The 26,262-nt window shown below is 61.0% G+C and carries 18 protein-coding genes; 11 read left to right on the top strand and 7 right to left on the bottom strand.

Annotated features, from left to right (window positions below):
- Positions 1-41 precede the first annotated feature (41 nt).
- The 5 genes from ACVJGD_RS19005 (at position 42) to ACVJGD_RS18985 (ending at position 5,747) form a co-directional block, all read left to right on the top strand.
- Positions 42-461, top strand: coding sequence for a hypothetical protein (locus tag ACVJGD_RS19005; RefSeq protein ID WP_456635781.1), 420 nt, complete (start codon positions 42-44; stop codon positions 459-461).
- A gap of 257 nt (positions 462-718) precedes the next feature.
- Positions 719-2,560, top strand: coding sequence for a sensor histidine kinase (locus ACVJGD_RS19000; protein WP_456635780.1), 1,842 nt, complete (start codon positions 719-721; stop codon positions 2,558-2,560).
- Positions 2,561-2,735: 175 nt separating this feature from the next.
- The gene (locus tag ACVJGD_RS18995; protein ID WP_456635779.1) at positions 2,736-4,361 is read left to right on the top strand and encodes a DUF3300 domain-containing protein; all 1,626 of its coding nucleotides are present in this window, start codon (positions 2,736-2,738) and stop codon (positions 4,359-4,361) included.
- A complete protein-coding gene (locus ACVJGD_RS18990) occupies positions 4,358-5,293 on the top strand; it encodes a DUF2950 domain-containing protein (RefSeq protein ID WP_456635778.1) in 936 nt (311 codons plus the stop codon). Before ACVJGD_RS18995 ends, ACVJGD_RS18990 begins: the two co-directional genes overlap by 4 nt.
- Positions 5,294-5,312: 19 nt before the next feature.
- The gene (locus tag ACVJGD_RS18985) at positions 5,313-5,747 is read left to right on the top strand and encodes a hypothetical protein (RefSeq protein ID WP_456635777.1); all 435 of its coding nucleotides are present in this window, start codon (positions 5,313-5,315) and stop codon (positions 5,745-5,747) included.
- Between the two features lie 873 nt (positions 5,748-6,620).
- Here ACVJGD_RS18985 and ACVJGD_RS18980 read toward each other — a convergent pair.
- Both ACVJGD_RS18980 and ACVJGD_RS18975 read right to left on the bottom strand, forming a co-directional pair.
- Complete coding sequence (locus ACVJGD_RS18980) at positions 6,621-8,204, bottom strand: glucosamine inositolphosphorylceramide transferase family protein (protein ID WP_456635776.1); 1,584 nt, start codon at positions 8,202-8,204, stop codon at positions 6,621-6,623.
- Between the two features lie 27 nt (positions 8,205-8,231).
- Complete coding sequence (locus ACVJGD_RS18975) at positions 8,232-9,419, bottom strand: glycosyltransferase family 4 protein (RefSeq protein ID WP_456635775.1); 1,188 nt, start codon at positions 9,417-9,419, stop codon at positions 8,232-8,234.
- 279 nt (positions 9,420-9,698) lie between these two features.
- Between ACVJGD_RS18975 and ACVJGD_RS18970 the strand changes: the two genes are divergently transcribed.
- A complete protein-coding gene (locus ACVJGD_RS18970; RefSeq protein WP_456635774.1) occupies positions 9,699-11,804 on the top strand; it encodes a GumC family protein in 2,106 nt (701 codons plus the stop codon).
- Positions 11,805-12,225: 421 nt separating this feature from the next.
- Here ACVJGD_RS18970 and ACVJGD_RS18965 read toward each other — a convergent pair whose 3' ends face one another.
- Positions 12,226-13,572, bottom strand: a complete 1,347-nt coding sequence (locus ACVJGD_RS18965; protein WP_456635773.1) for a lipopolysaccharide biosynthesis protein — start codon at positions 13,570-13,572, stop codon at positions 12,226-12,228.
- Positions 13,573-14,091: 519 nt separating this feature from the next.
- Here ACVJGD_RS18965 and ACVJGD_RS18960 point away from each other — a divergent pair.
- Positions 14,092-15,315: an FAD-dependent oxidoreductase gene (locus tag ACVJGD_RS18960; RefSeq protein WP_456635772.1), complete on the top strand. Its 1,224-nt coding sequence runs from the start codon at positions 14,092-14,094 to the stop codon at positions 15,313-15,315.
- A gap of 33 nt (positions 15,316-15,348) precedes the next feature.
- Here ACVJGD_RS18960 and ACVJGD_RS18955 read toward each other — a convergent pair whose 3' ends face one another.
- Positions 15,349-16,479, bottom strand: a complete 1,131-nt coding sequence (locus ACVJGD_RS18955; protein WP_456635771.1) for a GNAT family N-acetyltransferase — start codon at positions 16,477-16,479, stop codon at positions 15,349-15,351.
- Between the two features lie 579 nt (positions 16,480-17,058).
- Here ACVJGD_RS18955 and ACVJGD_RS18950 point away from each other — a divergent pair.
- From ACVJGD_RS18950 to ACVJGD_RS18935, 4 genes are read left to right on the top strand one after another with little or no spacing between them, the layout of a single operon-like run.
- Entirely contained in the window at positions 17,059-17,826 is a 768-nt protein-coding gene (locus ACVJGD_RS18950; protein ID WP_456635770.1) for a WecB/TagA/CpsF family glycosyltransferase, read from the top strand.
- Positions 17,827-17,882: 56 nt separating this feature from the next.
- Complete coding sequence (locus ACVJGD_RS18945) at positions 17,883-19,178, top strand: O-antigen ligase family protein (protein ID WP_456635769.1); 1,296 nt, start codon at positions 17,883-17,885, stop codon at positions 19,176-19,178.
- A 12-nt stretch (positions 19,179-19,190) separates the two neighbouring features.
- Complete coding sequence (locus ACVJGD_RS18940; RefSeq protein ID WP_456635768.1) at positions 19,191-20,216, top strand: glycoside hydrolase family 5 protein; 1,026 nt, start codon at positions 19,191-19,193, stop codon at positions 20,214-20,216.
- Between the two features lie 42 nt (positions 20,217-20,258).
- Positions 20,259-21,314, top strand: a complete 1,056-nt coding sequence (locus tag ACVJGD_RS18935; RefSeq protein ID WP_456635767.1) for a hypothetical protein — start codon at positions 20,259-20,261, stop codon at positions 21,312-21,314.
- 39 nt (positions 21,315-21,353) lie between these two features.
- On the opposite strand, the gene ACVJGD_RS18930 is transcribed toward ACVJGD_RS18935, so the two are convergent.
- The 3 genes from ACVJGD_RS18930 to ACVJGD_RS18920 are packed head-to-tail and all read right to left on the bottom strand — an operon-like array spanning position 21,354 to position 26,086.
- Positions 21,354-23,063, bottom strand: coding sequence for an ABC transporter ATP-binding protein/permease (locus ACVJGD_RS18930; protein ID WP_456635766.1), 1,710 nt, complete (start codon positions 23,061-23,063; stop codon positions 21,354-21,356).
- A complete protein-coding gene (gene fhuF / locus ACVJGD_RS18925; RefSeq protein WP_456635765.1) occupies positions 23,060-23,812 on the bottom strand; it encodes a siderophore-iron reductase FhuF in 753 nt (250 codons plus the stop codon). Before fhuF ends, ACVJGD_RS18930 begins: the two co-directional genes overlap by 4 nt.
- Before the next feature lie 21 nt (positions 23,813-23,833).
- Complete coding sequence (locus tag ACVJGD_RS18920) at positions 23,834-26,086, bottom strand: TonB-dependent siderophore receptor (RefSeq protein WP_456635764.1); 2,253 nt, start codon at positions 26,084-26,086, stop codon at positions 23,834-23,836.
- Between the last annotated feature and the right edge of the window lie 176 nt (positions 26,087-26,262).

The following is a 26,262-nucleotide window of genomic DNA, read 5'->3' as shown; positions in this document are numbered from 1 at the left end:
GCACGGCGAGCATTTGAGAACTTCTGGCAGGGGGGAATGAAATGAAGGGACTTCGCAGGTCTCCGGTGCTTGCGACAGCATTGGTTGTTTCCGTTTTAGGATCATCCGAAAGCGCTAGCGCGTTCGATCTCACCGGGGCATGGGCGGCGAGCGCCGACCAATGCGACAAGGTCTTCGCCCGCAAGGGTAGGGCAAAGCAGGTCACCTTCACGAATTTCTCCGGCGTCTATGGCGGCGGCTTCATCGCCGAACCTAATCGCCTGAGAGCCAAGCACGCGACCTGCTCGATCAAATCCAGGAAGGACGACGGCCAGAACGTCAATATGGTCGTTAGCTGCGCCTCGGGGATCATGCTCGAAAACATCCAATTCTTCTTCAAAGTAGTTGATGACGACAGCATCACGCGCCTGTTCCCGGGCATCGAGGGAATGGAGGTCACCTATCACCGCTGCAAGCAATAGCCCTTGCCGCGGCAATGCGCGCGGCGTGCGGCTTGATTCAAGCTACGATCTCCTCTTGCGTACAGCCCGTGGACGCCTGCGGCCGGGGCACGACGCGCGCTGCTGAACCCGCCGCCCGGCGGAGTAAGCCGTTGGCTGCAGCGCAATCCGCGCTAGAATTGCCGAGCGCGAGATGCAACGTTTGGACGTTTGAACTGCTGGGGAAAAGAATGGGCGGACGTGCCCCCATTGCTGCACCCGACATGGGCAGGCCTGTCGTGGCCGCCTGGCTCTGCGCCTGGTTGCTGGTCTGGGTCATCATCCCGCCCGGGCCAGTAAGCGCCGCTCCTCATGGCGAACCAAAGCGCGTGCTGCTGCTCCATTCCTTCGGGCGAGACTTCCGACCATGGAGCGAATATGCCCGGAGCATCCGGACCGAGCTTGAGCGCCAGTCGCCGTGGCCGCTGGACCTCCAGGAACACATGCTACTGACGGCGCGGTTCGACAATCCGGGCCCGGAAGCGCCGTTCGTCGACTATCTGCGCTCGCTCTACCAGCGCGCGGCGCCAGACATCGTGATAAGCATCGGGGCGCCTGCGGCCAGATTCGTCCAGAGATACCGCGCGGAGCTCTTCCCTGAGACCCCCATGGTGCTGACGGCAGTCGAACAGCGGCTGGTGAACCGCGCCGAACTTACCGACAACGATACGGTCGTCTCAGTCCACAATGATTTCTCAGCCTTTTTCAGCAGTATTCTTCAGGTCCTGCCGGACACGAAAACGATTGCCGTCGTCATCGGTGCCTCGCCCTTGGAAAAGTTCTGGCTCGATGAAGTGAAGAGGGAAGCGAAGTCCTTCGAAAGCCGGGTCGCATTCGTCTGGTACGCGGACCTGTCATTTGAAGAAATCCTTCAGCGGGCGACAGCGCTTCCGCCGCACACTGTTCTGTTCTGGGGCTTGATGTCGGTCGACGCGGCAGGTGTCGCCCATGAAGGCGATCTCGCATTGCGCGGTCTTCATGCGGTCGCGAACGCCCCGATCTTCTCCTTCCAGGAAGCTTTTTTTGGCCAGGACACCGTCGGCGGCCCGATGCATTCCATCGACGCATCGAGCGAGAAAACCGTCAATGCCGCGATCCGCATCCTCGCTGGCGAGAAGCCCGCCAACATCAAGATCGAGCCGATTGGATTCGCGGCCCCGAGATACGACTGGCGCGAGCTGCAGCGCTGGGGCATCAGCGAGAGCAACCTGCCCGCGGGAAGCGAAATTCTTCGTCGCGAGCCGACGTTCTGGGCAAGATATCAATGGCAGGTCGCGTTGATCGCGAGCGTGATTCTCGTGCAGGCGGGTCTGATCAGTGGGTTGCTCCACGAACGTCGCCGCCGTCGCCTCGCCGAGGTCGAAGCTCGGCAACGTCTGGCGGAGCTTGCGCGCGTCAACCGCTATTCGGCTGCCGGAGAGCTGGCGACCTCCATCGCGCATGAGCTGAACCAGCCCCTCGCCTCGATTCTCACCAATACCGAGACGGCGGAGCTCATGCTGAAATCGGTGTCGCCCGATCTCGGCGAAATACGAGAAATCCTGGCCGACATCAGGCGTGATGACCAGCGGGCGAGTGAGGTGATCCGCCGTCTTCGCAGCATGCTGAAAAGAGAGCCAATTGAAGTTGAAGAGATCAAGCTCAACGAGACCATTGCGGAGGCCGTTGGCATAGTGTCGGCGTTGGCTGAAGGCCGTGCCGTAATGTTGAAATATGTTCCGGCTTCAATGATGCTGCGCGTGAAGGGCGACACCATTCAACTTCAACAGGTTGTCCTCAATCTCGTCATGAACGCGATCGACTCGGTATCCGAGGTACAAACCGAGAAACGGGAGGTGATCATCGCGACGGGCATGTCTGATGAGCAGGCCGAAATCCTGGTTGGCGATACAGGTCCGGGCATCGCCAGCGATCATCTGACGGACGTCTTCGAGCCGTTCTTCACGACCAAGGCGCAGGGCATGGGCATGGGGCTTGCGATCGCCCGGACGATCGTCGAAGCGCATCATGGCCAGATCACGGTGGAAAACCGGAGCGGCGGTGGGGCGTTGTTCCGCATCAAATTGCCACTTGCTCGCTGAGCTTCGGCGCGACCGGCCTGCTGCAGGAGTTGGTCTTGATCCTGGCAACCGCGCGCGAACATGTCGCGTCGCAGCAATGTCGCTCTCCGGGTGGACCCCGTTTCTTTGATCTTGATCAAGAAACGCGCATGCTTCGGGCCGATGCTTGCCGCGCGTGAGGCTCATGGAGGGTGTGATGTCTCGTTGCGGCAAGATTTTGCTCGCGCTTTCGTTGTTTCTGGTGGTTCCCGTCGTCGCCTTTGCACAGGCGACCAGCACGCCGCCCGGCCAAGGCAATCAGTCGCAGGGAACGCCCCAGGCTGCGCCGAGCGAACAATTGTTGAAGCCTGAACAGCTCGAAGCGCTGGTTGCGCCGATTGCGCTTTATCCCGACGACCTCCTGGCCAACGTGCTCGCGGCGTCGACCTATCCGCTGGAGATCGTGCAGGCCGACCGCTGGGTAGCCGCGCACAAGAACCTGAAGGGCGATGCACTCAAGAACGAGGTCGCCAAGCAGTCCTGGGACGACAGCGTGAAGGCGCTGGTCAGCACCACAGCGGTTCTCTCGATGATGAGCGACAAGATCGACTGGACCAAGGATCTCGGCGACGCCGTGCTCGCGCAGCAGCCCGACGTGATGGACGCGATCCAGCGGCTGCGCGCCAAAGCCCAGGCGAACAACAAGCTGGTGACGACGAAGCAGCAGAAGGTCAGCGTGCAGACCCAGGACAACAGGCAGGTGATCGTCATCGAGCCGGCTGATCCAAACACGATGTATGTTCCCTACTACGATCCGGCCACCGTCTACGGAACTTGGCCGTATGCGGATTATCAGCCCTATTACTTCGGCTACCCGTCCTATATCGGCGCGGGCGTGATCGCGGCGGGTCTCGCCTTCGGTACCGGTTGGGCGATCGCCCGCTGGGGCAATTATTGGGGCGGCGGATGCAATTGGGGCAACCGCAATCTCTACATCAACCATTATAACAGGGTCACCAACGTCGGAAACAACTGGCAGCACAACCCGGCGCACCGGCAGGGCGTGCGATACAGCAACGCCAATGTTCAGCAGCGCTTCGGCAACAACAATCTGAAGGCGGGAAGCGCCAACCGGATGGATTTCCGCGGCCGCGGCGGCGAGCAGGTGCTGCGTCCAGGACAGGATCGCCCGGGCGGCGGCGATCGCGTTGGCGACCGGGCAGGGGATCGCGGCGGCGACCGCGCTGCCGCGCGCGATCGGGGCAATCGCCCCGCTGCGGCTGATCGCGCCAAGGGAGGCGGTGATCGCGCACGGGCCGGCGACCGCGGTCGCGATGCAGCGCGTGGTGGCGGCGGCCGCGGCGGTCGCGACACGGCCTTCAGGAACGTGTCGTCCGGCAGAGCCGCCAATCTGCAGGCCGCTCAAGGCCGGGCGAGCTTTGCCGGACGGGCCGGAGGCGCCGCCGCCTTCGCCCGCGGTGGCGGCGGTTTCCACGGCGCCGCTGTTCGCGGAGGCGGTGGAGGCTTCCGTGGCGGAGGGGGCGGAGGCTTCCGCGGCGGTGGCGGCCGGCGGTCGGACATCGCGCTGAAGCACGATATCGTTCTGCTTGGTCATCTCGGCAACGGTCTTGGCTACTACCGCTTCAGCTATCTCGGCAGCGGCAAGTCCTATGTCGGCGTGATGGCGCAGGAAGTGCAGGGCGTGATGCCGGAAGCCGTCACGCGCGGCAGCGACGGCTATCTCAGGGTCCACTACGACAAGCTCGGATTGAAGTTCCGGACCTACGGCGACTGGCTTGCCGCCGGCGCAAGGATTCCCAGAGCATCGGAGCCATCACCATGATCGTCGTCCAGTCGCTCCGGTTGGCTCGCCCCGCAGCCGCTGTCGCCGCCCTCGTGATGCTGGCGCTCGCGATCACGTCGGCTCGCGCGCAACAGGCCTATCCTTCACCGGAGGACGCCGCGGCCGCGCTGGCTGCCGCCGTCAAGACCGGCGAGAAGAAAGCCATGCTGAAGGTTCTGGGCAAGGACGCCGAGGAGATCATCGAATCCGGCGATGATGTCGCCGACGCCGAGACGCGCGAACGTTTCCTGTCCGCGTACGAAGCCAGACATTCGATCAAGGCGGAAGGAAACAAGAAGGCGACGCTCATCCTGGGCGCGGATGACTTCCCTTTCCCGATCCCGCTGGTCAACAACAGGGATGGCTGGGAGTTTGATTCCGCGGCGGGCCGCCTCGAGGTCCTGTATCGCCGCATTGGCCGCAACGAGCTCGATGCCATTCAAACCTGTCTCGCCTTTGTCGATGCCGAGAACGACTATGCGGACAAGGATCGTACCGGCCAAGGCGCCGGCATCTACGCGCAACGGATCGTCAGCACGCCAGGCAAGAAGGATGGCCTGTTCTGGCGCGACGATCGCGACCAAAGTCCCCTCGGCGAGCTCGCGGCGCAGGCGGCAGCGGAAGGCTACAAGGCCGGCGCGGAGGGCGGCACGCCATACCACGGCTATTACTTTCGAATCCTGAAAGGACAGGGGCCGAATGCGCCCGGCGGCGCCGTGAACTACGTCGTCAAAGGCAAGATGATCGGCGGCTTCGGGCTGATCGCCTATCCCGCAGAGTATGGCAATTCGGGTGTCATGACCTTCATGGTCAACCACGCAGGCACCGTCTACCAGAAGGATCTCGGTGAACGCACGGCGGTCATCGCCAAGCGCATTTACCTGTTCGATCCGGACCAGACGTGGAAGAAGGTGGAGGCGACGAATCCTTGAAGCGCGCGGGAACGCTGCGATGCAGTCATTTGCAATTCGTCTTGCGATGATCGCGCTATTCGCGTTTGCGCTTCCTGTGGCGCCGTCGCAGGCACAAGCCCCGGGCTATGTCCGGGTCAATTTCCTGAAAGCGGGCCTGGTGGTCGGCGCCGGCAGTGGCACCGGCGTCCTGACCTATCGCGGCCGCAACTATCCGTTCCGGGTCTCAGGCCTCAGCCTCGGTGTTACCGCCGGAGCATCCGCCAGTCGCCTGGAAGGCTGGGCCTCAGGCATAGCCGACGTCAGTGATTTTGCCGGTACCTATAGCGCGGTCGGCGCCGGCGGTGCCCTCGTCGGCGGTGCAGGAGGCGTCAGCTTGAGAAACGAAAAGGGCGTGGTGCTTTTGCTGAAAGGGCCGAAAGCGGGGATGGAGTTCGCCGCCAACCTCAGCGGGATCAGGATCTCCCTGAAATGATCCATCGGCGTCGTTGCGTAGGGTGGGCAGAGGCGCCCTTTGCGCCGTGCCCACCATCAGGCACTCCGCTCGCGATGGTGGGCACGCTTCGCTTTGCCCACCCTACGGATTCTGGCACACCTCGCACCGGTGTCGTCCCTGCGAAAGCAGGGACCCATAACCACAGGCAGTTGTTGTGGCACGAGCAAGCGGTTGCAGCGGAGCACACGACAACGGCCTGTGGCTATGGGTCCCGGGGCAAGCCCGGGACGACGAGGGGAGAGATCACGATTCAAATGTCAAACAGCGGAGAAGATGTGAGTCCGCATTCTCGCGGCGCATTGCGTCCGAGCTTTGCTTCATTTTTCACCCTCTCATTGAGCAGAGGGCGCAGGGAAAGCCGGGTGCCGGTTGCACCCGTGGGCCCCGTGCAACAAAAAGCACGGGGGTAGGACCACAGGTCAACCGAAGCAACTCCGGCTTTCCCTGCGCAGTGGTTTTAACGGTTTCCTTCGTGCTCTTCCCGGTGACCGGGCTTTCTTGCCACCGTCGCCTCTCGCGCGAAACTTGTTTGCGCAAAAAGCTTAGCGCCAGCGTCGGGGCGCCAGAACCACACGACTTCGCCGTCCGCGAGTGCCACGCTCGTCAGTCGCAACACTCTCGTCCACCGCATCTCACCGCACGTTCGTGACGATCGCGAGCCGCCCCTCATCCGCCGTGAGACGCGCGGAGTTAAATCACTGATTTGCCCGACGACGGAGCGGAATATTTTTCGCGCGAGGGATGGACACGTTTCCGCTGATTTGCCCGTCGGGTTGTTATGTCGCACCCAAAGCATCCACGTCGTCATTGCGCCAACATCGTAACCGTCGATCATCATCGACCGGCGCGAAGCTAATCAGCGGCCAGAACGCTGTTAGGGGCGCTTCGTGATCGGGCTTGCTTCCGCCGAGCTGAGTCACTGCCAGAGGATGCTCGAACGGCCGATGCAGGTCCGTTTACGAAGGCCGTGGTCTTCGGCTGAACCCGTGATCCGTCTATCACCTCGAGCTCGCCGCAGCGGTTCAGCGTGTGCAACTTCCTGCCTGGCCATGCAGGCCCTGGCCTAAGAGAGTGCCGAACGATTTGTCTGAAGGTGGTCGGCGACAGTTCGAGAACTTCCGCAAGACCGAGTGCTGCGCCATAGCCGTCGGAGCAATCCTGGACCGGCCGCCACAGGCTTCCATTGATGGTCACAAAGTTGCCCGCCGGCCGCGCACTTGCGCGATCCATCAGGACCGGATTGCTCGCATGTGGCAGCCAGGGGCCAAAGAGCTGCTCGGCATAATAGATCGCCAATGTATCGGAATAGCCTCCGGTGCCGTCGCGCCAGGCGCCGAACAGATAGTACATGCCGTTGTGCCGCGTGATGGTCACGTCGGCCAGTTCAAGGCCTGAGAGCAGCGTGCAGTGACGCTCCCATTGGTCCGGAAAGCGAACGCATTTGTAAACCGCGACGTCCCGATGCTCCGAGCTCTCCGGGATCATCCATAGTTCACCATCGTGCTCAAACAGAAACGGATAGGACAGATGCCAGGGCTCTTCCAGCACCGGTACGACGTCTGCGACCGGGCCAGTGCGGTCGAACTCGACGGCGGAAATGATGCCCTTGCCAACCCTGTGATCGAGATCTTCAAAGAAGACGAATGTTCTTCCCTTCCATTTGACCGGGAAAGGATCGGCGTAGAAGCGATCTCCGGGATCCCCGAGCACCTTCCAGTCCGGCCCGGATAGATCTCCGCTCCGCCACACATCGGCATTGTCGCTGTAGCGCCATCCGATGTGCCAATGAGGCGCATAACAGCAAAGCCGATATATTTCCTTCGCGATCGATACGGCCAAGCCACGCACAACATACTTGGCCGCCGGTTGTAGGGTGCGCTCGCTGGCCGAAGAAGCCAGCTCCGGAACTATTCTTGGCGCTCCCGACAGAATCGCCGTCAGCATGGTCAGGGTTCGCGCCATGACCGTTTCGAGCGAGCCGCCCAGGCCGACTGCAATTTCTCCGGAAGGATGGCCGCGGTCGAGGACCGTTCCGTCGAGTTCATTGACGATCTCGATAACCGGCAAGTCACCGGCGAGTATGGCCGCCAGCGCGGCGTTTTCCCCTGCTACCCCATTAAACAGCGGGCGAAGGTATAGCCGGGCGGAGCAGTTCGGATCCCGTGCAGCGCGTGTAAAATCGACAATCACGTCGACGTTGCCGGCATGGTCCTGCGGCCGTGCCGGGATGATCTTCAGCTTGTCGGCGCCGCCGCGCTTGCCCCTCCGCAACACCAACCGTTCGAGTTCGAAAAGCGCCTCCAGGCCAGCAGGCCGAGAGTCCGCAGTTGCCGTCCACGCGATTTGAACCGGGACATCCCGGCCGTTGACGGACAGCGTCTCACGGCACATCCACTCCCGTGCATGCTCGCGCTCGCAGCGAAATTCGATAATCATGTGCGGCCCATCTGAATGCGTGCCCGGTCAAACAGCCTGGCTGAGAATTTGGACGTATTCCTCCACCATCGTGTCTACCGAATAGCGCGACCTCAGGCCTTTGGCGTTTTGCCGCAGCTCGTCGCTCAACGTTCTATTTGTTAAAATTGTGGAAACGGCGGCCGATAGTTTCGCATTGTCCGAAGCATCGACAAAGAGCGCCGTAGGCTTTCCTTCGAAAGATAATACCTCGCGCAAAACGGGGAGATCATTCACGACGGAAGGAACGCCTGCGTTCGCGGCTTCAACCGCGGCCAGCCCGAAAGTTTCAGCTTGCGTAGGGAACACGAACACGTCGAGGCAGGCGAGAAAGTCCGCCATCCGTCGCGGTGGAATCTCGCCGATAAAATGCACCCTGTCGGATACTTTCAACTCATCTGCCAACAGCCTTAGCCGGCCCTCGTCCGCGCCTTGTCCAGCCAGGGCAAGATGCCAGGACGGTTCACCGGCCAGGAGACGTATCGCCGCATCGAGCCGCTTGTGAGGGTGCAATCTTGCGGCACAACCGAGTAGTGCGCGATCCGGCGGCAGCTTGAACTGTTGCCGCGCGATATCCTTCGGCAGATCGAGCGATTTGTCGTCGAAACCGTGGGGGACATGCTTCATGCGCGATCGGTAAGGAGCGGGATACCGCGCATACTCGCGCTCCATCTGCAGCGAGTTGAGCGTTATACATTTGAAGAAGCCAACGCTGCCCATGACGATGTCGGCGATGCGGACCGGCCAGCTCATCGACATCGCGGACGAAACCTGGTTGGCAATAACCGGAGCGCGGCTGACGAGGCGCGATACGCCTCCGCCGATGACATTGCCGAAATGCTGGAACGTAAGGACGACGTCGGGCCTGATAGCCCTGAGATGGCCGGCGAGCTTCCACAGCATCCGCAGCAGCGCTACCGGATTTCCCGGCCGGCTCTGCGCGCAATAGAGCGTATTCGGCGGCTCGTCGAAGGAATCCGATTTGCGGAAGAAGAATAGATTGAAGACCTCATAGCCGCGCGCGGCCAGGCCGGCACCGAGCAGCCTTGTGATCTCCTGGGCACCGGCGTTCTCCGCCTGGGTCTGCACCAGAACGACACGTCGCTTTGGCTTTATGCTGTTTGACCGATCACGTGACGCTGCCGACGGCCGTATCGGTGCCTCGCGCAATTCTGTGCTTGGCTGGTAACGGAACACGGATTCCTCACCCGTTGAGGGAGTGCGATCTTTCCCCCGATTTTCGCAATCGTGCCTATCACGCGATGCTCGGTCATACACCGGCTAGCACGCAACGGGGTTAATGCAGCACAGCTCGCTGAAGAGGAGACGTCGCTGCATCGCGCGGAAGATAGAGCCGGTTCGTTAACTAATTGGTCATGGCGTTGCCGAGAGAGGGTAACTGCCGATTAACCATAGATATTTACGTTGGGGCAGGCCACTGAACAGTGTCTGCCAGTTGAATTCGAGTCAAAACCCATGATGTTCGGTAGCCGCGCAGGCCCGAGAAGTTCCGGTTCGACGGAGCCCACCGCGGCGTCGTGGGAAGCTCCCCGTCTGCCGCTACGCGCCACTTCTGCCGAACGCATTAAGGGATTGCTAACCGTCTCAGGCATGCTTTCCTTTCTGCGGGAAAACGGCGGACGCATTTTGATGCTCGCGCTGGCCATCTTCGCCGTTGGCGTCGTTGCTCTGTTGGTGATTCCGGTTCGGTACGCAGCAACCGCGCTGGTTGTTGTCGATCCGCGCGAACAGCGCGTGACCACGGATCAGGACGTGTTGCCGGGTATCGGCCAGGATGCCGCCGCGCTTCAGAGCCTGGTTGAAATCGCCAAGTCCGACGGCTTTCTCCGGCCGCTGATCGAGCAGCTCAAGGTTGGAGACGACGAAGATATCGCCGGCGGTCAAACCGACGCCACGCGTCTGCTCGAAAGATTCCGCAACCGGCTCGATATTTCGCGCCGCGGGCTGACATACGTCATCGCCATCAGATTCACCTCGAACCGGCCGGACCGAGCTGCTTACTACGCCAATGCGATAGCTGAGGCGTTCGTCGCCAACCAGGGCCGTGTCCGCACCGAGGCGACCGACGAAGCAGCCGATTGGCTCAGCAGCCGGCTCAAGACATTGAACGACCGGTTGAGAACGTCGGAGGATGCCGTTGCCGCCTTCAAGCTCGAGCACAGGATCGTCAATGCGGGCAAGGATGCCACGACCCAGCAATTGCGCGTGACCGATCTGACGCAGCAGGTTTCCGCTGCTCGCGCCCGTACCGAAGAAGCAAGAGCCCGCTACGAGCAGGCGCAACGCGACCTCAAGGCGAATGTCGATGGACCGGTCAGACAGGACCTGCTGAGTGCCCTCAGAGCTCAGCGGTCCGCGCTCAATGACCAGATCGCGCAGAAACGTGCGGTGTTCGGCGATCGCCATCCCGACCTCGTCATATCGTACAGCCAGCTAAGCGATCTCAACAGGCAGATCGAGATCGAGCGGAAGAAGAACATCGAAACTGCAAAGTCTGAATATGAAGCCCAACGCGAGCAGCAGAAATCCCTGGAAGATCAGTTAAAGGCGGTCGAATCACAGATACTGGTCGACGGTCAGGCACTCGTCAGACTGCAGGAGCTGCAGCGCGACGCGGAGGCCAACAGGAATATCTACGAACAGTTCCTGTCGCGGTTCAAGACCACCAACGAGCAGCGCCTGCTGCAGAGCTCGCAGACCAAGATCGCTTCGCTTGCCATTCCACCGCTGCGTCCGACCCGGCCGCCGCTCGCATTGCTGCTGGCCGCGCTCGCGATTGCCTCGATGTTGATAGCGACGGCGGTCGTTGCGGTACCTGGCATCAAGAGCGCTCTGGACAGGTCCGCTCCCAAGGTTCGCCGGGCGAACTCACCTTCGCTCCAACCTGAACTGCCGCCCCAGCCCGAATTGCCGCCGAAGCTGCCGGTCTGGGTCCGCATTCCCGACCTTCCGGCACCGGAATCCTCCAGGAGCGTCTGGCAAAAGCCGATAACGGCAACCAGCGAACTTGATCTGAGTGCCTACCTGCGCGCGCTGATGGAGAAAATCAACGCGTTGCCGGGGTCCCGCGGCAAGGTCGCGCTCGTGATGTCCATCGAGAGCGGCGCGGGAGGCAGCACGGTTGCGCGATCGCTGAATCGGGCGGCCCTGAACAAGGGAATGCTCAGCGTCCTGATCGAGCTGCAGTCGGATCTTGCTGCTGCAAATCCCGCCGTGCAAGAGCGCGGCGTCAGCAAGACAGACCTGCGCTCTGTCAATGTACTCCTGAGTGCCAGCACGAAAAGCGGCGCGGTCCCCGCCGACGACATTCGCAAGGAGTTCGATCTGATCGTTGTCGATGCGTCAGCCCTCGCTGCGCAGGCGGACGTGCGAACGCTGGCAGCCCATGCCGATCTGATCATCGTGGTGGTTCGCGACGGAGCTGCTCCGGCGGCAATTCAACGGGCAACGGCCGGCCTGTCCAAGTTCGGTGCGGTGCCGACCGGGCTTGTGGTCAATCGCGTATCCATCAATTCCGTCATCACTCAATCGCAGCGCGAGACGTTGGGGCTGGCGAGCTGAACGGCCTCTAGTGCAATCGGCGATCAGGTTGAAATGCAGCCGCGGTGAAGCTGCGCTCCCTCTCCCGCTTGCGGGCAGGGCTATCGCATATGAAATAGAACTTGGTGGGCGGTCCCTTCGCGGCCCATCCTTCGAGACGCACGCTTGGGCGTGCTCCTCAGGATGAGGTCTGATTTCGCGGCGGGATCTTAGACCCTCATGGTGAGGAGCGCCGCTTGCGGCGCGTCTCGAACCATGAGGCCCGCCTCGTTCACAGCCACCAAACAGCCATATGCGATAGCCCTGCGCTTGCGGGGGAGGGCTGGGGTGGGGGTGCCTCCGCATTGGGGCTCCCCGAGTGGAGAGAGCCCTCACCCGGCGCTACGCGCCGACCTCTCCCGCAAGCGGGAGAGGTGACGATTCAGCCCGATCGGCTCTTGCTCTAGTCCTTCGAGTCTGCGGCGCGGACCGCATAAGGTTCTGCTTTCGAGGACAAGAGGCGGGAAAGCACAAGGATGGAAGGATCGACGCCGGTTCGGCGACGGCACAGCACGTTAAGCGCGATGGTGGCGAGCGCCAGCGAGACAGTGGCCGAGATGGCGGCGCCCAGCACGCCGAGCCAGGGAATGAGAACGAGGAATCCGATCAGCCGCAGTACGACATTCCCGGCGACGACGGGAACATAGTCACGCTCATGGCCGGTCACCTGCAGGATGGCCGCGGACGGACCGCCGGCGGCCTGAAAGGCGGTTCCGAGCGCGAGCACGATCAGAACCCATTGCTGGGCGGCGAAATGAGGCCCGAACAAGCCGAGAAGATGGGGCGCGCCGATCCAGACGACGACGAGCCCGGCGATCACGCACAGCGCGGTCACCTCCGCCATGAGCTGCAGCGTGTGGCCGAATTCCTGGTGATTCTTGCTGAAGTACAGCGACGGCAGGCGGCGCGCCCCGAAACTGTAAAGCGCGGCCGAGAGCATGGCGAAGATGTTCGCCAGACGCGAGGCGGCAAAATAGATGCCGGCCGTGGCCGGATCCAGCATCCAGTAAATCAGGATCACGTCGAAATACTGATTGGCCGCTTCAAGAATGGAAGAAAGCCAAAAATGAAGCGCGCTCGATCTCCAGCGGGAGCTCTCCGAGCGCGCGGGCACATTGCGCAAGTTCGGCAGAGCCCGCGCAATCGAAACGACCTGAACCGCCAGTCCGATCGCCATGGCGATTGCCATCACTGTGAGCAACTGTGCGGGATCGAGTCGTCCATGACCGAACGATACTGCGACCAGAAACAAGACGGCGGCAACTCGCCAGAAAAATTCCCGATTGCCTTCTCCCATCAGAATGCTGACCAGCGATCGTGCGATCTGGCTGCCAAGCATCAGCCCTGCATTCACGGCCGTAAAGGCGGCTATTGCCAGGATCAGCAGCCACGCCTCACCACGCACGCTCGCGCCCGCTGCGATCGCCGCAATGACAATCAGCATGCCAATGAAGGAGATCTTCAGGCTCGATAGCAGGACACCTTTGGCCAGATCGGCCTGGTCTCGTACCTGGTACTCGTTCAGGAATCGAACCAGCAACAGTTCCTGACCGACCAGCCCCACGACCGATGCGATCTGGGCGACAGAAAGCCACATCGCGAAAGCGCCAAACGAATCCGGCGACATGGCCCGTGCTGCCAGCGAGAACAGCGCGAACGCGAGGCCGCCGCTGCCAACCTTGAGAAGGATGGTCCCGGCAACACCGCGCGTCACGTCGCGTCGCATCAACTGGAGAATGAAATCGATCATGCGAAGTACAGGGCATCTTTCCTTTTCAAGATGCTCGTAGCGCGCACCTGGCCCCAAGCCTAACACCCGCGCAAGCCGGGAGTGTTAATGCCCGGCTGCTAAGATTTCGTTCTCCCCGCCCGGCAAGTGTGTCGGCACACACCTGCGATGTCCGGCGAGGCCGCGGCCTTGCTTCATTCTGGAACGCCGCTGTCCCGGCTGTCTCCAGACAGGGCAACCGGTGATGTCCCGGAACAGCCGGTGCGACGGCACGAAGATGATTGCCGAAGCCAAATCCGCGTAACGACCGCCCGTTTGCACGAAAATGGCGTCCCGACCTGACAATAAACATTGGTCCACCCTACCGCTGAGCAACGGGCAATAGATTTCACGGTATTCGTTGAGCAAGGCGCGTGCCTGATTTGGACCGGTACGCCGGCGTTAACTGCGATGCTCAAAAATGATCGTGCCGGCTCGGCGAAGTGGCTATCAGGCGAGAAAATTGCAGTTCGGCCGCCAGCACTCGCCGGAGCCGACAACATGATGGTGAATGAGAAGGTGACACAACCGATCGCGGCAGATGGATGTGAAACCATCACCACGGACGTCGCGATTGTCGGCGGCGGGTTGGCGGGATCGCTCGCGGCAGCAGTCCTCGCCAGGGCGGGATACCGGGTCGTCCTGATCGACAAACGCGCGGTTCATCCGGAAGAATTCCGCGTCGAAAAGATCGCCGGACGACAGGTCGATATCTTTCGCAGGCTAGGTTTCATCCGCGAACTCGAAGCCGTCGCATGTGCGTATGATCGCGTGATCAATATCAGGGAAGGCAGGGTCGTCGATGTCAGTGCGGGCCAGACCTATGGCCTTTCCTATGCCGACCTCGTCGCCATGGCGCGACGTCTGTTGCCGGACCATTCCAGCTTCATTGTCGATCAGGTCACCGCCGTGAGCTGCAGCGATGACGTTCAACATCTCGTTTTGGCCTCCGGAAAGCGCGTCACGGTGCGTCTCGTGGTCCTGGCGACAGGCATGGCCGGAGCTCTTGGATACAATCTCGGAATCACGCGGCGCATTCTCGCCGAGCGCCATTCGGTTTCGTTCGGCTTCACGATCGCACGTCCAGATGGTTCGCCGTTCGAATTCGAGGCGCTGACCTGCTATGGCGAACGAACCGCCGACGGCGTCGATTATCTCAGCTTGTTTCCGGTGCGGGCCGGCATGCGGGCAAACCTGTTCATGTTTCGCGATCCGACCGATCCGATCATGCGCGAGCTGCGACGGGAGACGAAATCAACACTGCTCCGCCTCATGCCCGGATTGCAATCTTATCTCGGGGATTTCAGCGTTGTCGGTCAGGTGCAGAATTGGGTGATGGATCTGTCTGTCGCCGAAGGTCATCTGCAGCCGGGGGTGGTGCTGATCGGTGATGCGTTTCAGACCAATTGTCCGGCAGCCGGCACCGGAGTGAGCCGTCTTCTGGTGGATGTTGAGCGTCTTTGCACGGAATATGTGCCACGCTGGCTCGAAACTGGCGGCATGGGCAGGGAGAAGATATCGCAGTTCTATTCCGATCCCGACAAGATCGCGGCCGACCAACACTCACTGCAAATGGCGCGGTTTCGGCAGGCCCTGACGTCGAGCAGCGACATAAGATGGAGTGTGCGGCGCAGGGTGCATTTTCTTCGGCGCAATATCACCCATCGGGTCGACGGTATCAGGCCGGGATGGGTCGCACGCGTTCGCAGCGCGCTTCGCGCCTAGTGCAGCGCTCCGGCTGGCCGAGCACGTTGAAATTCAAGTGCGGACCGGCAGCAGCTTGAATTCGGCCATTCTCTTGGCGGCCAGTTTGACCCAGGGCGCCTGTCGTAGCGCGAACAGAGCAACAGAGCCGGCGACGCTGCCGGCCTGAGTGACGCTCCACAACGGCGAAGGCTGGCCGCCGAACATCTTCTTGTACGGCTCGTCGCCAATGGTGAAGTCCAGGATCTGATCCCCGCGCTCGATACAATCCCTGGCGACTTGTTCGAACGTCAGCGCGCCAAGGGATTGGCTCTTGTATCCCGCGATGTCGAATGCGCTCATGATGATGAGGAAGCTGCCGCGGTGGCACAATCCCAGCACGGCCGCGATCAGGTTGTCGTCCATTTTCATGGTGTAGAGCCGCACAAAGGCGCCCAGGCCGCGGAGCGCCACACTGGAATAGAAGTCGAAATATTCGGGACGTTGCAGCAGATCGCCATCGCCTTGCGCTCGAAAACGCGGGCCTCGGAATTTCTTCATCACCTCCATCGCGGCGATGACGGATGCATTGTCATCGCAGCACGAAAAGCTCAACGCGCCCTTCTTCTGGAGCTGGCGGTGCTTCTTCGCGAGCTCCTTCTGATAGGAGCGGCTCAGCGCGCTCGCCCGCCATTGCTCGAACGGGGAGATGAGGACCGCCGCGTATGCATTGGTTTCCATGAAGGTGCGGCGAGGTGCGGCCAGAAGATTTTCGATCGGCATTCTTCCGTCAGGAAGCTTGCACATTCGCAAGAGATCGAAGGGCCTGACGAGCCGCCGGAGCGCCAGGCAGGCGTCCTCGTCCTGGAGCAGATCGGAAAACATCTTGGCCGTGCAGACAGGGGTCAGATAATCGGACACACGGAGATCGGCGAATTCAACCGTCTGCATCGGTCCGCGCGGCACCCGGAGCAACGGCAACACCATTGCCAATGTTCCGCTTGCGCGATAGCGGATCACGATGACCAGAGGTTTCGCCGCCGCGGCGGGCGCGAGCTTGCGATAGAGCGTGTCGAGCCACACCGGATGCTGGAACGCCGTGGCGTCCGAGCCATCAAACAGTTCGGCGTATTCCTGAGACAAGAAGTCAAATGCGTTGTCGATGCGGACATCGAACGTGTCGTTAGTGTTTTTGTTTTCGTTCATACGTGCGATCAGACAAGCCGGACTTTTTTAAGGGCGCCGGCCGAGCCGGAGCTGCGACCTTTTAGCAGAGGCTGGTTGGTGGAGACACGGGCAGATGCGATTTGTATTAACGTAGTGTGGTTGCCGCCGGGTGCCGGGGCTTCTTACCAAGCGCTTGATAATGGCCGACCTTGCGGTCGCCGCGCAGCGCGTACCATTTCGTCATGGTTAGCGGGCCCCTCACAGCTTTCATACACGGTTAACCAGTTCATGCAGCGTCGAACTGCAGCAAGCGGTTCGAGCCGGCGATGGACCGCATATTGCAGTTGGAGTGGAAAATAATCGGAAGTCCCCAACTGAAGCGCATGTGTCATGGTGAATGAACAGATTTCCCGCCCGATCTCGACGTCACGGGACGAGGACGAACGCAATCGGCATGTCAGTTTCGGTCGAACTGTCTCGGCTGTCCGGATTTGTGACATTCCACGCGGAGGGTCGACACCGCTGTCAACGGGCTCGACGTCAGACCGCCAACCGTCAGAGCCAGACGATACACGCGAACGTCGCGCCAACCCGATCGGAAGAGCGGCCACTGCGAGCGTGCCCCGCGTCACCGTCGGAGGGCTCCGGCTCGCTGTGCTTGACCTCGAGCAGACCGCCGATTTCATGATCGAACAGGTCTGGCCGGAGCGCCGCGCGAGCCGTCCGCTGTATCTGACCTCGGCCAATGGCGAGGTGGTGGCACGCTGCTCGAGCGAGCCGATGACGGACCGCCTGTTTCGCGCCGCCGACCTCATCAACGCCGACGGACAGCCGCTGGTCACGGTGTCGCGGTTCAAGTCATCGCAGCCGCTGCCGGAGCGGGTCGCGACCACCGACCTGTTCCACATCGTTGCCCGCAAGGCGGAGGCGGCCGGGCTGTCGTTCTATATGTTCGGCGCCGACGAGGCGGAGAATGCAGCCGCCGTCGCCAAGGTCCGCGGCATGTATCCGAAGCTGAAGATCGTCGGCCATTCGCATGGCTACCTGCGCGGCGAGGCGTTGCGCGCCAAGGTCGATGAGATCAACGCGCTGGCGCCCGACTATCTCTGGGTCGCGCTCGGCGTGCCCTACGAGCAGGCCTTTGTCGAGGAGTTCACGCCGCGGCTCTCCAATGTCGGTGTCATCAAGACCTCGGGCGGGCTGTTCAACTTCCTCTCCGGCAGCCGCCGCCGCGCGCCGCAATGGATGCAGGATATCGGGCTGGAATGGGCCTGGCGCGTCTGGCTCGAGCCGCGCCGGCTGTTCTGGCGCTATCTGACCACCAACCCGCGCGCGCTCTATCTGCTGTTCAACAGGAGCCATTCCACGGCGACCAAGCGCGACTGACGCATCCAACCTGCTACGATAGCGAATAATTAACCGTGCTTCACGAAGCTCATTCCATGACCGAAACACAAATTCAGATGGATACGAGCGCGCTTGACGGCGCGATCCGGCAAGCGCGCGGTGTCGACATCGAGCGGGCCGCAAGGGCCGTCATGAACTGGTCCATCACCATCAATGTGGTTGCATCGATGGGGACCTTCAACACTGCGCTATTGGCGGTGGAACAGACTTACCTGCAGCAATTCGCTGCGCTGTCGATGTGGTTCGTGCTGATCTATGCAAGCGCGTTTGTGCGCCCCAATCTGCAGCTAGGGTTCAACCCCGACCTGGTCGCGATCGTCTCATTTTACGTCCTTGCCGCCATTTCCGTGCTTTGGACAAATCTGAGCCTCGCCGCCATCATGAAAAGCGCGGCTCTTGCAATAACGACCCTCGGCGCGTTCTGTCTTATCACGCGACTTGACATCGACGATATTGTCAAATCGGTCACTCGCGGCCTCCTCGTACTGGTTGCGGCATCCGCTTTTTTCGCGGTGTTCGTGCCGGATATCGGAGTTGACAGCAGTTGGATGCACAACGGTCAATGGCAAGGTGTTTATGAATCAAAGCAAACGCTAGGCTTCGTTGGAGCCTATCTCATGTTCTTTGCCTATTATCGAAAGATAACCGGGCAGAGCTGGCTCCCCTTCCTTGTTACATTCCTGCTCGCTTCAACCTGCGTCCTCGCATCGGGATCGCGAGGCGCCGGCGCTGTGGCACTGGCGGCTTGTGGCCTGCTTTTCACCTCCCTGCGGTCGGTGAACTGCATGAAGGTCTATGCGGTGTTGCCCTTTGTGATGTGCATCATGGCGGGCTTCCTGATCCTGTATTTCTACGTGACCGGATACGACGCCATCCATCTGTTTGACTCGACGATCGACTTCACGGAGAGAACCTACATCTGGCAGTACGCAATAAGCCATTTCGACGATGCACCCTTGCTCGGCTTCGGCATAAACGGATTTTGGACGACCCAATCAATCTACGATTACTTCGAGCAGAACCACGGCTGGGTACTTGACAACTATCACAGCGGCTACATCGCCATTCTCATGGAAACGGGATTTTTGGGTTACCTGCTTTTTGCGGCAAGCGTCTTCCTGTTCTCGAACAAGGTGCTCCATCTGATTGCATCCCGATCGATCGATCGGTTTCACTGTGCTCTCATCATCGGATTCTCCGTCCTCAGTTTTCAGACGAATTTCACGGAGACGATATTCCTTCGTTCCACGATGTTCACGTCGGTGCTCCTGCTGGTCTTCTTCCTCGCGACTTGCCGGCCGGTGCGGCCGGAAGAGCCGCAGCTATCCTGAGTTGGGGCAAGGATGATCGCCATACTTGCCCGTTCGTCAAAAGCGTTCAGGCGTCCACTGCTGGCACTTGTCTTTGCAGCGTGGATTCCTCAGGCCTATGGGTTTGAGCAGATCGCGTTTCGCGACGCGGCCCGGTTAGGGCGCGGCATCAATATCCTGGGATACGATGGCATCTGGGAAGGCGCAGCGAACGCGCCGTTCCGTTTGGAGAACCTGACTACAATTCAAAGGGCTGGCTTCTCGCACGTCAGAATCAATTTCTTCGGCTTCAAGCACATGGATTCCGAGAACATTCTCGATGAAGCTGTCTTAAGGCGCCTTGATACAGTCATCGAAGAGGTTCTTGCGAGGAAGCTCATTCCCATTCTCGATGAGCACGATACCAATTTTTGCCAGCGTGATATCTCAGGATGCGGCGAGAAGCTCAGATCGTTCTGGAAACAGATTGCGTCGCGCTATGCAGGGAAATACCCCGCGCTCATATTTGAAATTCTGAATGAGCCCGGGGGGCAAATGACCTCGGCCGAATGGAACGCGCTTCTCAATGAATGCCTTGGCATCATCCGGATCACAAACCCTGAGCGAACCGTCATCGCCGCTGTTCTCAACACCGACGATGCGCCCATTGAGGAACTGGCTCTTCCGGCCGGTGACAGAAGACTTATCGTGACGTTTCATTACTACGCGCCGATAAGGTTTACGCATCAAGGCGCGCCATGGTCCCGAACATTTTCGACGATTGGGCCCCTGGAATGGGGTGCTTCTGAGGACGAAGCGAGGGTTGTCGCTGATTTCACCAGAATTAATCTCTGGTCAAAGCGGGAAAAACGTCCCATCTATCTTGGCGAGTTCGGGGTTTATGAGCGTGCCCCATCGGAAAGCCGCCTGAGATACCTGTCGTTCGTGGCGAGAAACGCCGACCGATTTGGCTGGGCATGGGCCTACTGGCAGTTCGACCATGATTTCGCTGCATTCGACAGCGCCCGTCAAAGCTGGAATCGGGACGTCTTGCGCGCGCTCATTCCGTCTGCGCATTGAAGCTGTCGCGGATTTCGTCCTCGCTGGTTTGGAGAAGAACAATTGAGCGGAAATGCGGAGAGCCGGGCCAAGGATGACGTCGCCGCCTATCGGGCCGTCGAACTGATCTACCATTCCTATCTCACCGGCCTCATCCTGATGCTGTCGTCCCGCGCCGGCGCTGCGCGCGCGGCGGAGGTGGTGTTTCGCACCTTCCGACGCCAGCAACTGGCCCGCTTTGTTCCGGGGTTGAAGAAGCTCGGGCTCGACAAGCTTCCGCACGCAGTGGCCTGCGCGCAATACCATTATCTTTCGAACCAGGTCGGCGGCGTGAGGGTCGAGTATGTCTATGAGAGCGACCAGAAGGCCTGGGTACGATATCCGCCGCCGCGCTGGATCTGGTCGGGCACCGCGATTTGCGGCATTCCATCGGAGGTGTCGCGCGCGATGTTGCGAGGATGGCATGCCAATAACGGCGTCGTCCTCGGTAATCCGCGGCTCGGCTTCGTATGCACGGGCCAGACGGTCGACGGACAACCCGGCCTGGAAGGCTACTACAAGGAGTGGGATCACGACCTCACTCCCGACGAACGGCTGCAGTTCTCGCCCGGCGAGCAATGTCCGCCGTTTCGAGCGGATCTTGCGCCACGGCTTCCGGAAAACACCTGGCCCGAAGAGCGCCTTCAGAAGGTCCTGCGCAACTACGCGATGGAATACATCACGTCGATCGTGCCGGAGACCATCGCAGTGCTCGGTCCCGACGAGGGCGGTCACCTTGCCGGCGCCGCAGCGCGACTGGTCGGGATGCACAGCTTTGATGACGTCGCTTCGCTCCTCGGCGGTGTCGGTCCCGGCGCCGCGGGCTTCGCCAGCGCCTTCGCCCGCATTGCCCGAGGGCAGGGCGATGACGCCGAGTTGCGCGTGCATGGCGTAACTGCGACGGTACGGCAGACCTCATGGCGCCTGATGGCAGAACGCGGCCCGCTGTCCCCGGTGGTGTTCGACGCCTGGAATGAACTGTGGGTCGGCGCCGCGCTCGCGCATGATCGTTTCATGCGCGTCGACGTGACGGAGCGCCGCGATCGCGGCGATCCATCCTGGTGCTGGCAATTCCGCTGACGAACCAGCGGGCGGATCGACCCGTGACCTTCTGACGGGTCATGCCTTCACGCGCACCTCAAAATATCCATTGAGATCGACAACGCGATCGTAATAGTCCCGCAAGGCGTCGCTATGGCTAGCCGAAAGAATCGCGGCTTTCGGCAACCGACGGCGGATCAACTGATGCAGTTCGCGCTCGGCTGGTTCGTCGAGGCCGGAGGTTGCCTCATCGAGCAGCACAAGGTTCGGTTCTGCGAGAAGAATGCGTGCGAGCGAAAGCCGCTGCTTTTCGCCTTCCGACAGCTTCCTGTCCCAGGCGTCGGTGACGTCCAGACAGGACCGCAGATGTGGCAGTCCGACCGCGACAAGCGCTTCCTGCAGGCGTCGGTCTTCGAAGGACTCCGAAGGTGCCGGATAGCTCAGCACGCGGCGGAGCGAACCAAGCGGGATGTAGGTGCGTTGCGGCAGAGCCAACATGCTCTCGCCCGCGCGGGCGACCGTGCCCGTCATGTGAGGCCATATGCCGGCGATAGTTCGAAGCAGGCTTGTCTTTCCGGCGCCGGACGCACCGGTCAGCAGCGCTGCCTCACCCAGATCGAGCGAGAGGTCGTCGAGAGCGACAATCTCTCTGCCAGCCGCGTCCTTGACGGCAAGATCCGAGACGCGAAGTCCGCTCTGGTCGCCAAGGGACGCCGGTTCATCGCTTGACCTGGCCTCCGTCATGGCGCGATCGAATTGCGACAGCCGCTGCACCGTCGCAGCGAGTCCTGCGATCCTGACATATGAACTGATGAAATAGGAGAAGGCCTGCCGCACCGCATTGAAGGCAGAGCCCGCCTGCATGAATGCGCCAAGCTGCATGCTGCCGCCAAAGAACAGCGGTGCCAGCGCGAAGTAAGGGAAATAGCGTGAATAGTATCGATAGCTCTCGGCAAACAGCGTTACGAATTGTTGCCAACGCATCAACCGATACCAGTTTTGCACGATGTCCGAGAGGCGGGCCAGCAGGTCAGCGCGCTCGGATGCTTCGCCGCGGAGCAGGGCGATGGACTCGGTGTTTTCGCGCACGCGCACGAGCGCAAAGCGAAAGTTGGCTTCCCGCTGTTCCTGCTGGAAGTCGATCCCGATCAGCCGGCGGCCGATCCAATGCGTCACCACGCTGCCCATGAGGGCATAGATGAGCGCAGCCCACACCAGGTAGCCGGGTATCACATAGGAATCCCCGAATATCCGAAGCGGCGTCAGGTTCGAGAGTGTCCACAGCACGGTGACAAAGGAGAACAGGCTGGCGACCGCACCGATCAGACCGATGGTTAGCGTGAGCAGGCCGTCAATGAACTGCCTGATGTCCTCGGCGATACGCTGGTCGGGATTGTCGACATAACCGCCGGCGACCATGGCGCGGTAGTGAGTCGGCCCGTCCAGCCATCTGTCGAGATACTGGGCCGTCAGCCAGCGGCGCCAGCGGATGGTGAGCCATTGCGTGAAATAGCGCTGATAAACCGTCGCCAGGACAAAAAAGACCCCGATGGCGCTGAAGACGCCGAATTGGATGAGAAAGCCGTTCCAATCCTTGTCCTGCAAAGCCTGGAAGAACGCGTTGCGCCAATAATTCGTCGCCACATCGGCTGCGACCAAAGCGAGTTGTGCCGCGATCGTGCAGAATAGCAGTCCGATGGCACTCCATCGCTCCTTGGAGCGAAAATACGGAGCCGCAATACGAATTGCTTCCCGCAAGGAGGCCTTCAGCGAGAGCGCTTCAGTCAAGATGTTGGTCCCTCCTGCCGGGGTTGGATGCGGGCTTCCTCGATCGGGCAGGCTTTGCAGAAGCGCCGATCGGGAAGTAGATATTGCAGGCAACAAACGCGCCGACGGCGGACGCTGGTCCCGTTCTCCGAAACGTAGTGAACCGCATCGAACAAGGGATTGGCTTTGCCGTGCCAATCAGCGGTCTCCAAGAGATGCCGCGCTTCAGAAAGCCTCTGCGAGGGACCGGATACCGCCTCGATCCTGCGCAGCATTGCTTCGAATGTATTGCCGACATTGCTCCAGAACACGCGCGCCGTGACGTCAGTCCTCCCGCACCACATGTCGATCAGCGGCGCGAAGTGATCGAACACCAGCGGCTTGAAGCGATGAAACGGGCCTTGGTTGCCGCTGTCGTTGACGCCGCCGATCTTCACCGCATCGACACGCGCATCATCGCCGACGATAAAGCGCAAGCTGGATAGCTCCACCGAGATGGATTGTTCCAACAGGATGTCGGCAAGCCGCACCGGCGGGATGAACGCGTTCAAATACCATTTCATCCATATCGAATGCACGGCGCGGGCATCGAACACCTCGAAGCGTCGCGCGAAACGTTGATTGATCGCCTCGCGCATTGCGCTATCCAGGAGTCTTTCCGCCTCCAACGCCACGCGCGGGTCTTGCCAGGCCACCAGACGGCCGGCGAAAGATGCGTAGTCTCCGACGGCCAGCCGGTCGAGCGCGGTACAGACTTCGTCTGATGTCACGCGCCGCCCGCCCCGAACGATTTACCAGCGCGCACGCAGGGTCCCCGTGATGTTGCGTCCCGGTCCATAGTAGCAGTTGAGCGCGTCGTCGCACGAACCGATATACCGCTCGTCCAAGAGGTTCTTGACGTTCAGCGCGATGTCCCACTTCTTGAATCTTGGCGACAATTCGCCCAGCTCATAGCGTGCGGTGAAGTCGTACAGCGTGAAGGAGAGCACCGCCAGGGTGTTGAGTGCATCGACCGCTTGATCGCCGACGAAGCGCACGCCGCCGCCGAGCGTCACGCCGGCCAAATCTCCGCCTGCAAAACGGTAGGTGGTCCATAGTGACGCCTGGTTCATCGGGATGCCGACGGGATGTTTGCCGAGCCCGCCGGCCGTGTTGGTCGCGATCACCTTGGTGTCGAGATAGGTGTAGGCCGCGCTGATGTTGAAGCCATACAGGCGGGTTGTCTTCAGCTCGATCTCGCCGCCTTGGCTTTGGACAGAACTGGTCTGAACCGCAAAGCCCCTGTGCGCCAGATCGGCCGTCAGCACGTTGTATTGGGTGATATCGAACACCGCGGCGGTCGCCAGAATATCATAGCCGGGAGGCATGTATTTGATGCCCACCTCCTTCTGGTCACCGGTGACCGGAATGAAGGCCCGACCAAAAAAGTCGGTACCTGCCGTCGGCGTGAAGGTCTGCGAGTAGCTTGCATAAGGCGCGACGCCGTTGTCGAAAGCATAGATCAGGCCGGCGTTGTACGTCAGGGCATGGTCGGGCTGCCGCGTCCAGGGCGGGTTGGAGAGCACCCCTGTTGCCAGGTTGAGCGAGCGGGTCTTCTGATCTTGCTGGAGTTGATCATAGCGCGCGCCAAGCAGGACCGACAGGCGGCCGATCTCGGTGCGATCCTGCACATAGGCGCCGGCCTGCCGCTGATCCTGATAACGGAATGTGGTGATCGGGATCGGGCTCGCGAACGGCTGTCCATAGATGGGATTATAGAGATTGAGCGGACTCGCTGCGCCAGTGCCTGTACCCTGGAAATTCGGGACCGCGGAATAGTCGGCGCCAAACAGCACATGATGGCGCAGCGGGCCCATATCGAAATCCGCCTTCAGGCGGTTGTCGATCTGGTACATGTCGATCTGGAAGGTTTGGTTGGCCGCGATCCGGTTCGTTGTCGTGGTGTTCGGGGTCGCGCTGCTCTGCACTTCGTTCAGATTGATATCGATGTTCTGGTAATAGAAATTCTGCTGGAACGAGAATACGTCGTTGAACTGATGCTTGAACTCGTAGCCAATGCGGGCCTGCTGCACCGATGTGTTGTGGTAGCTGGGCTCCCCGAGAAACAGGTTACGGGAGATGAACTGACCGGTCGGGCCGGGAACGATCGTGCCCGCGTAGGGCAGCGGCTGTAATACCGTGAGCTTGGGATCGTTCTGATAGGCCGCGAGTATTGTAAGGCTCGTATCCTCGTCGATTCGCCACGTGAAGGATGGCGCGATGAAGGCGCGCTCGTCTTTGGTGAAGTCGATTTGACCGTCGCCGATCCTGCCAAGGCCGACCACGCGATAGAGCAGCGAATGATCCGACGTGACCGGGCCGCCGACATCGAATGCGCCTTCCAGCGAATTGCGTATTCCCATCCGCAGCAGGACTTCGCCGAAGGCCTGATCGGTTGGACGCTTGCTGACGAGGTCCCAAAGACCGCCAGGGCTGCCCTGGCCGTACAAGGTCGCGGCGGGTCCCTTGAGAACATCGATGCGCTCGAGCCCGTACGGTTCCAGGCCGTAATTGTTGACGTTGAGCCGCAGCCCATCGAGGAATTGCAGGCCTTGGAAACCGCGGATCGAAACATAATCGCGGGTAAACTGGCCCTCCCGGAAATAGGTGCTCACGCCGGCCGTGTATTGCAGGGCGTCCCGCACGCTCTGCACGTCGCGGTCGGTCATCTCCTGCCGGGTCACCGTCGAGACCGAGCGCGGCCACTGCAGGATCGGCGTTCCGACCTTGGCGCCGGCCTCGGTGGTGCGGGCGACGTAGCCGTCAACGCCATCTCTGCCCTGATTCGTGCTGGAGGTATCGGAAGCCGGCGACACCGGGGCGGGGTTGGCATTGGAGCGGGACGTTCGCGACGCGCGATGCGCTGCGTTTCGTGACCTTGCCTGCTGTGCAGCACCCGGCGGCCGTGCGCTCGGCTGGCCGGGGTGCACCACCACCGGCGGCAGCGCAGGATCGGGTCCCGCTTGTTGCGCCTGAGCCGGTAGGCCCGCTGTCAGCACCATCATTGCGGCGCCGGCAACACCAGACTTGAACGCTAAACGACTTAATCCGGCGACAACACTAAACTGAATTCTCAATACGAACCCCCAACGAGCGAAATGAACGGCGATCGCGAGCCTGCGTGCAAAAGCACGCGGCATGCATCACCGCGCACGACGCCGGCAACGACCTACGGCAGCTT

It is taken from the genome of Bradyrhizobium sp. USDA 10063 (genome assembly GCF_054063735.1).
This window is presented reverse-complemented; position numbering and strand designations above follow the sequence as displayed.

What these genes read in the sequence shown, in the direction of transcription:
- ACVJGD_RS18990 (WP_456635778.1), top strand. Translation starts at nt 4,358, where the DNA reads ATGATCGTCGTCCAGTCGCTCCGGTTGGCTCGCCCCGCAGCCGCTGTC.
- ACVJGD_RS18955 (WP_456635771.1), bottom strand. Translation starts at nt 16,479, where the DNA reads ATGAACGAAAACAAAAACACTAACGACACGTTCGATGTCCGCATCGAC.
- ACVJGD_RS18980 (WP_456635776.1), bottom strand. Translation starts at nt 8,204, where the DNA reads ATGATTATCGAATTTCGCTGCGAGCGCGAGCATGCACGGGAGTGGATG.
- ACVJGD_RS18985 (WP_456635777.1), top strand. Translation starts at nt 5,313, where the DNA reads ATGCAGTCATTTGCAATTCGTCTTGCGATGATCGCGCTATTCGCGTTT.
- ACVJGD_RS18945 (WP_456635769.1), top strand. Translation starts at nt 17,883, where the DNA reads ATGACCGAAACACAAATTCAGATGGATACGAGCGCGCTTGACGGCGCG.
- ACVJGD_RS19005 (WP_456635781.1), top strand. Translation starts at nt 42, where the DNA reads ATGAAGGGACTTCGCAGGTCTCCGGTGCTTGCGACAGCATTGGTTGTT.
- ACVJGD_RS18920 (WP_456635764.1), bottom strand. Translation starts at nt 26,086, where the DNA reads ATGATGGTGCTGACAGCGGGCCTACCGGCTCAGGCGCAACAAGCGGGA.
- ACVJGD_RS18960 (WP_456635772.1), top strand. Translation starts at nt 14,092, where the DNA reads ATGATGGTGAATGAGAAGGTGACACAACCGATCGCGGCAGATGGATGT.
- ACVJGD_RS18940 (WP_456635768.1), top strand. Translation starts at nt 19,191, where the DNA reads ATGATCGCCATACTTGCCCGTTCGTCAAAAGCGTTCAGGCGTCCACTG.
- ACVJGD_RS18970 (WP_456635774.1), top strand. Translation starts at nt 9,699, where the DNA reads ATGATGTTCGGTAGCCGCGCAGGCCCGAGAAGTTCCGGTTCGACGGAG.
- ACVJGD_RS18995 (WP_456635779.1), top strand. Translation starts at nt 2,736, where the DNA reads ATGTCTCGTTGCGGCAAGATTTTGCTCGCGCTTTCGTTGTTTCTGGTG.
- ACVJGD_RS18965 (WP_456635773.1), bottom strand. Translation starts at nt 13,572, where the DNA reads ATGATCGATTTCATTCTCCAGTTGATGCGACGCGACGTGACGCGCGGT.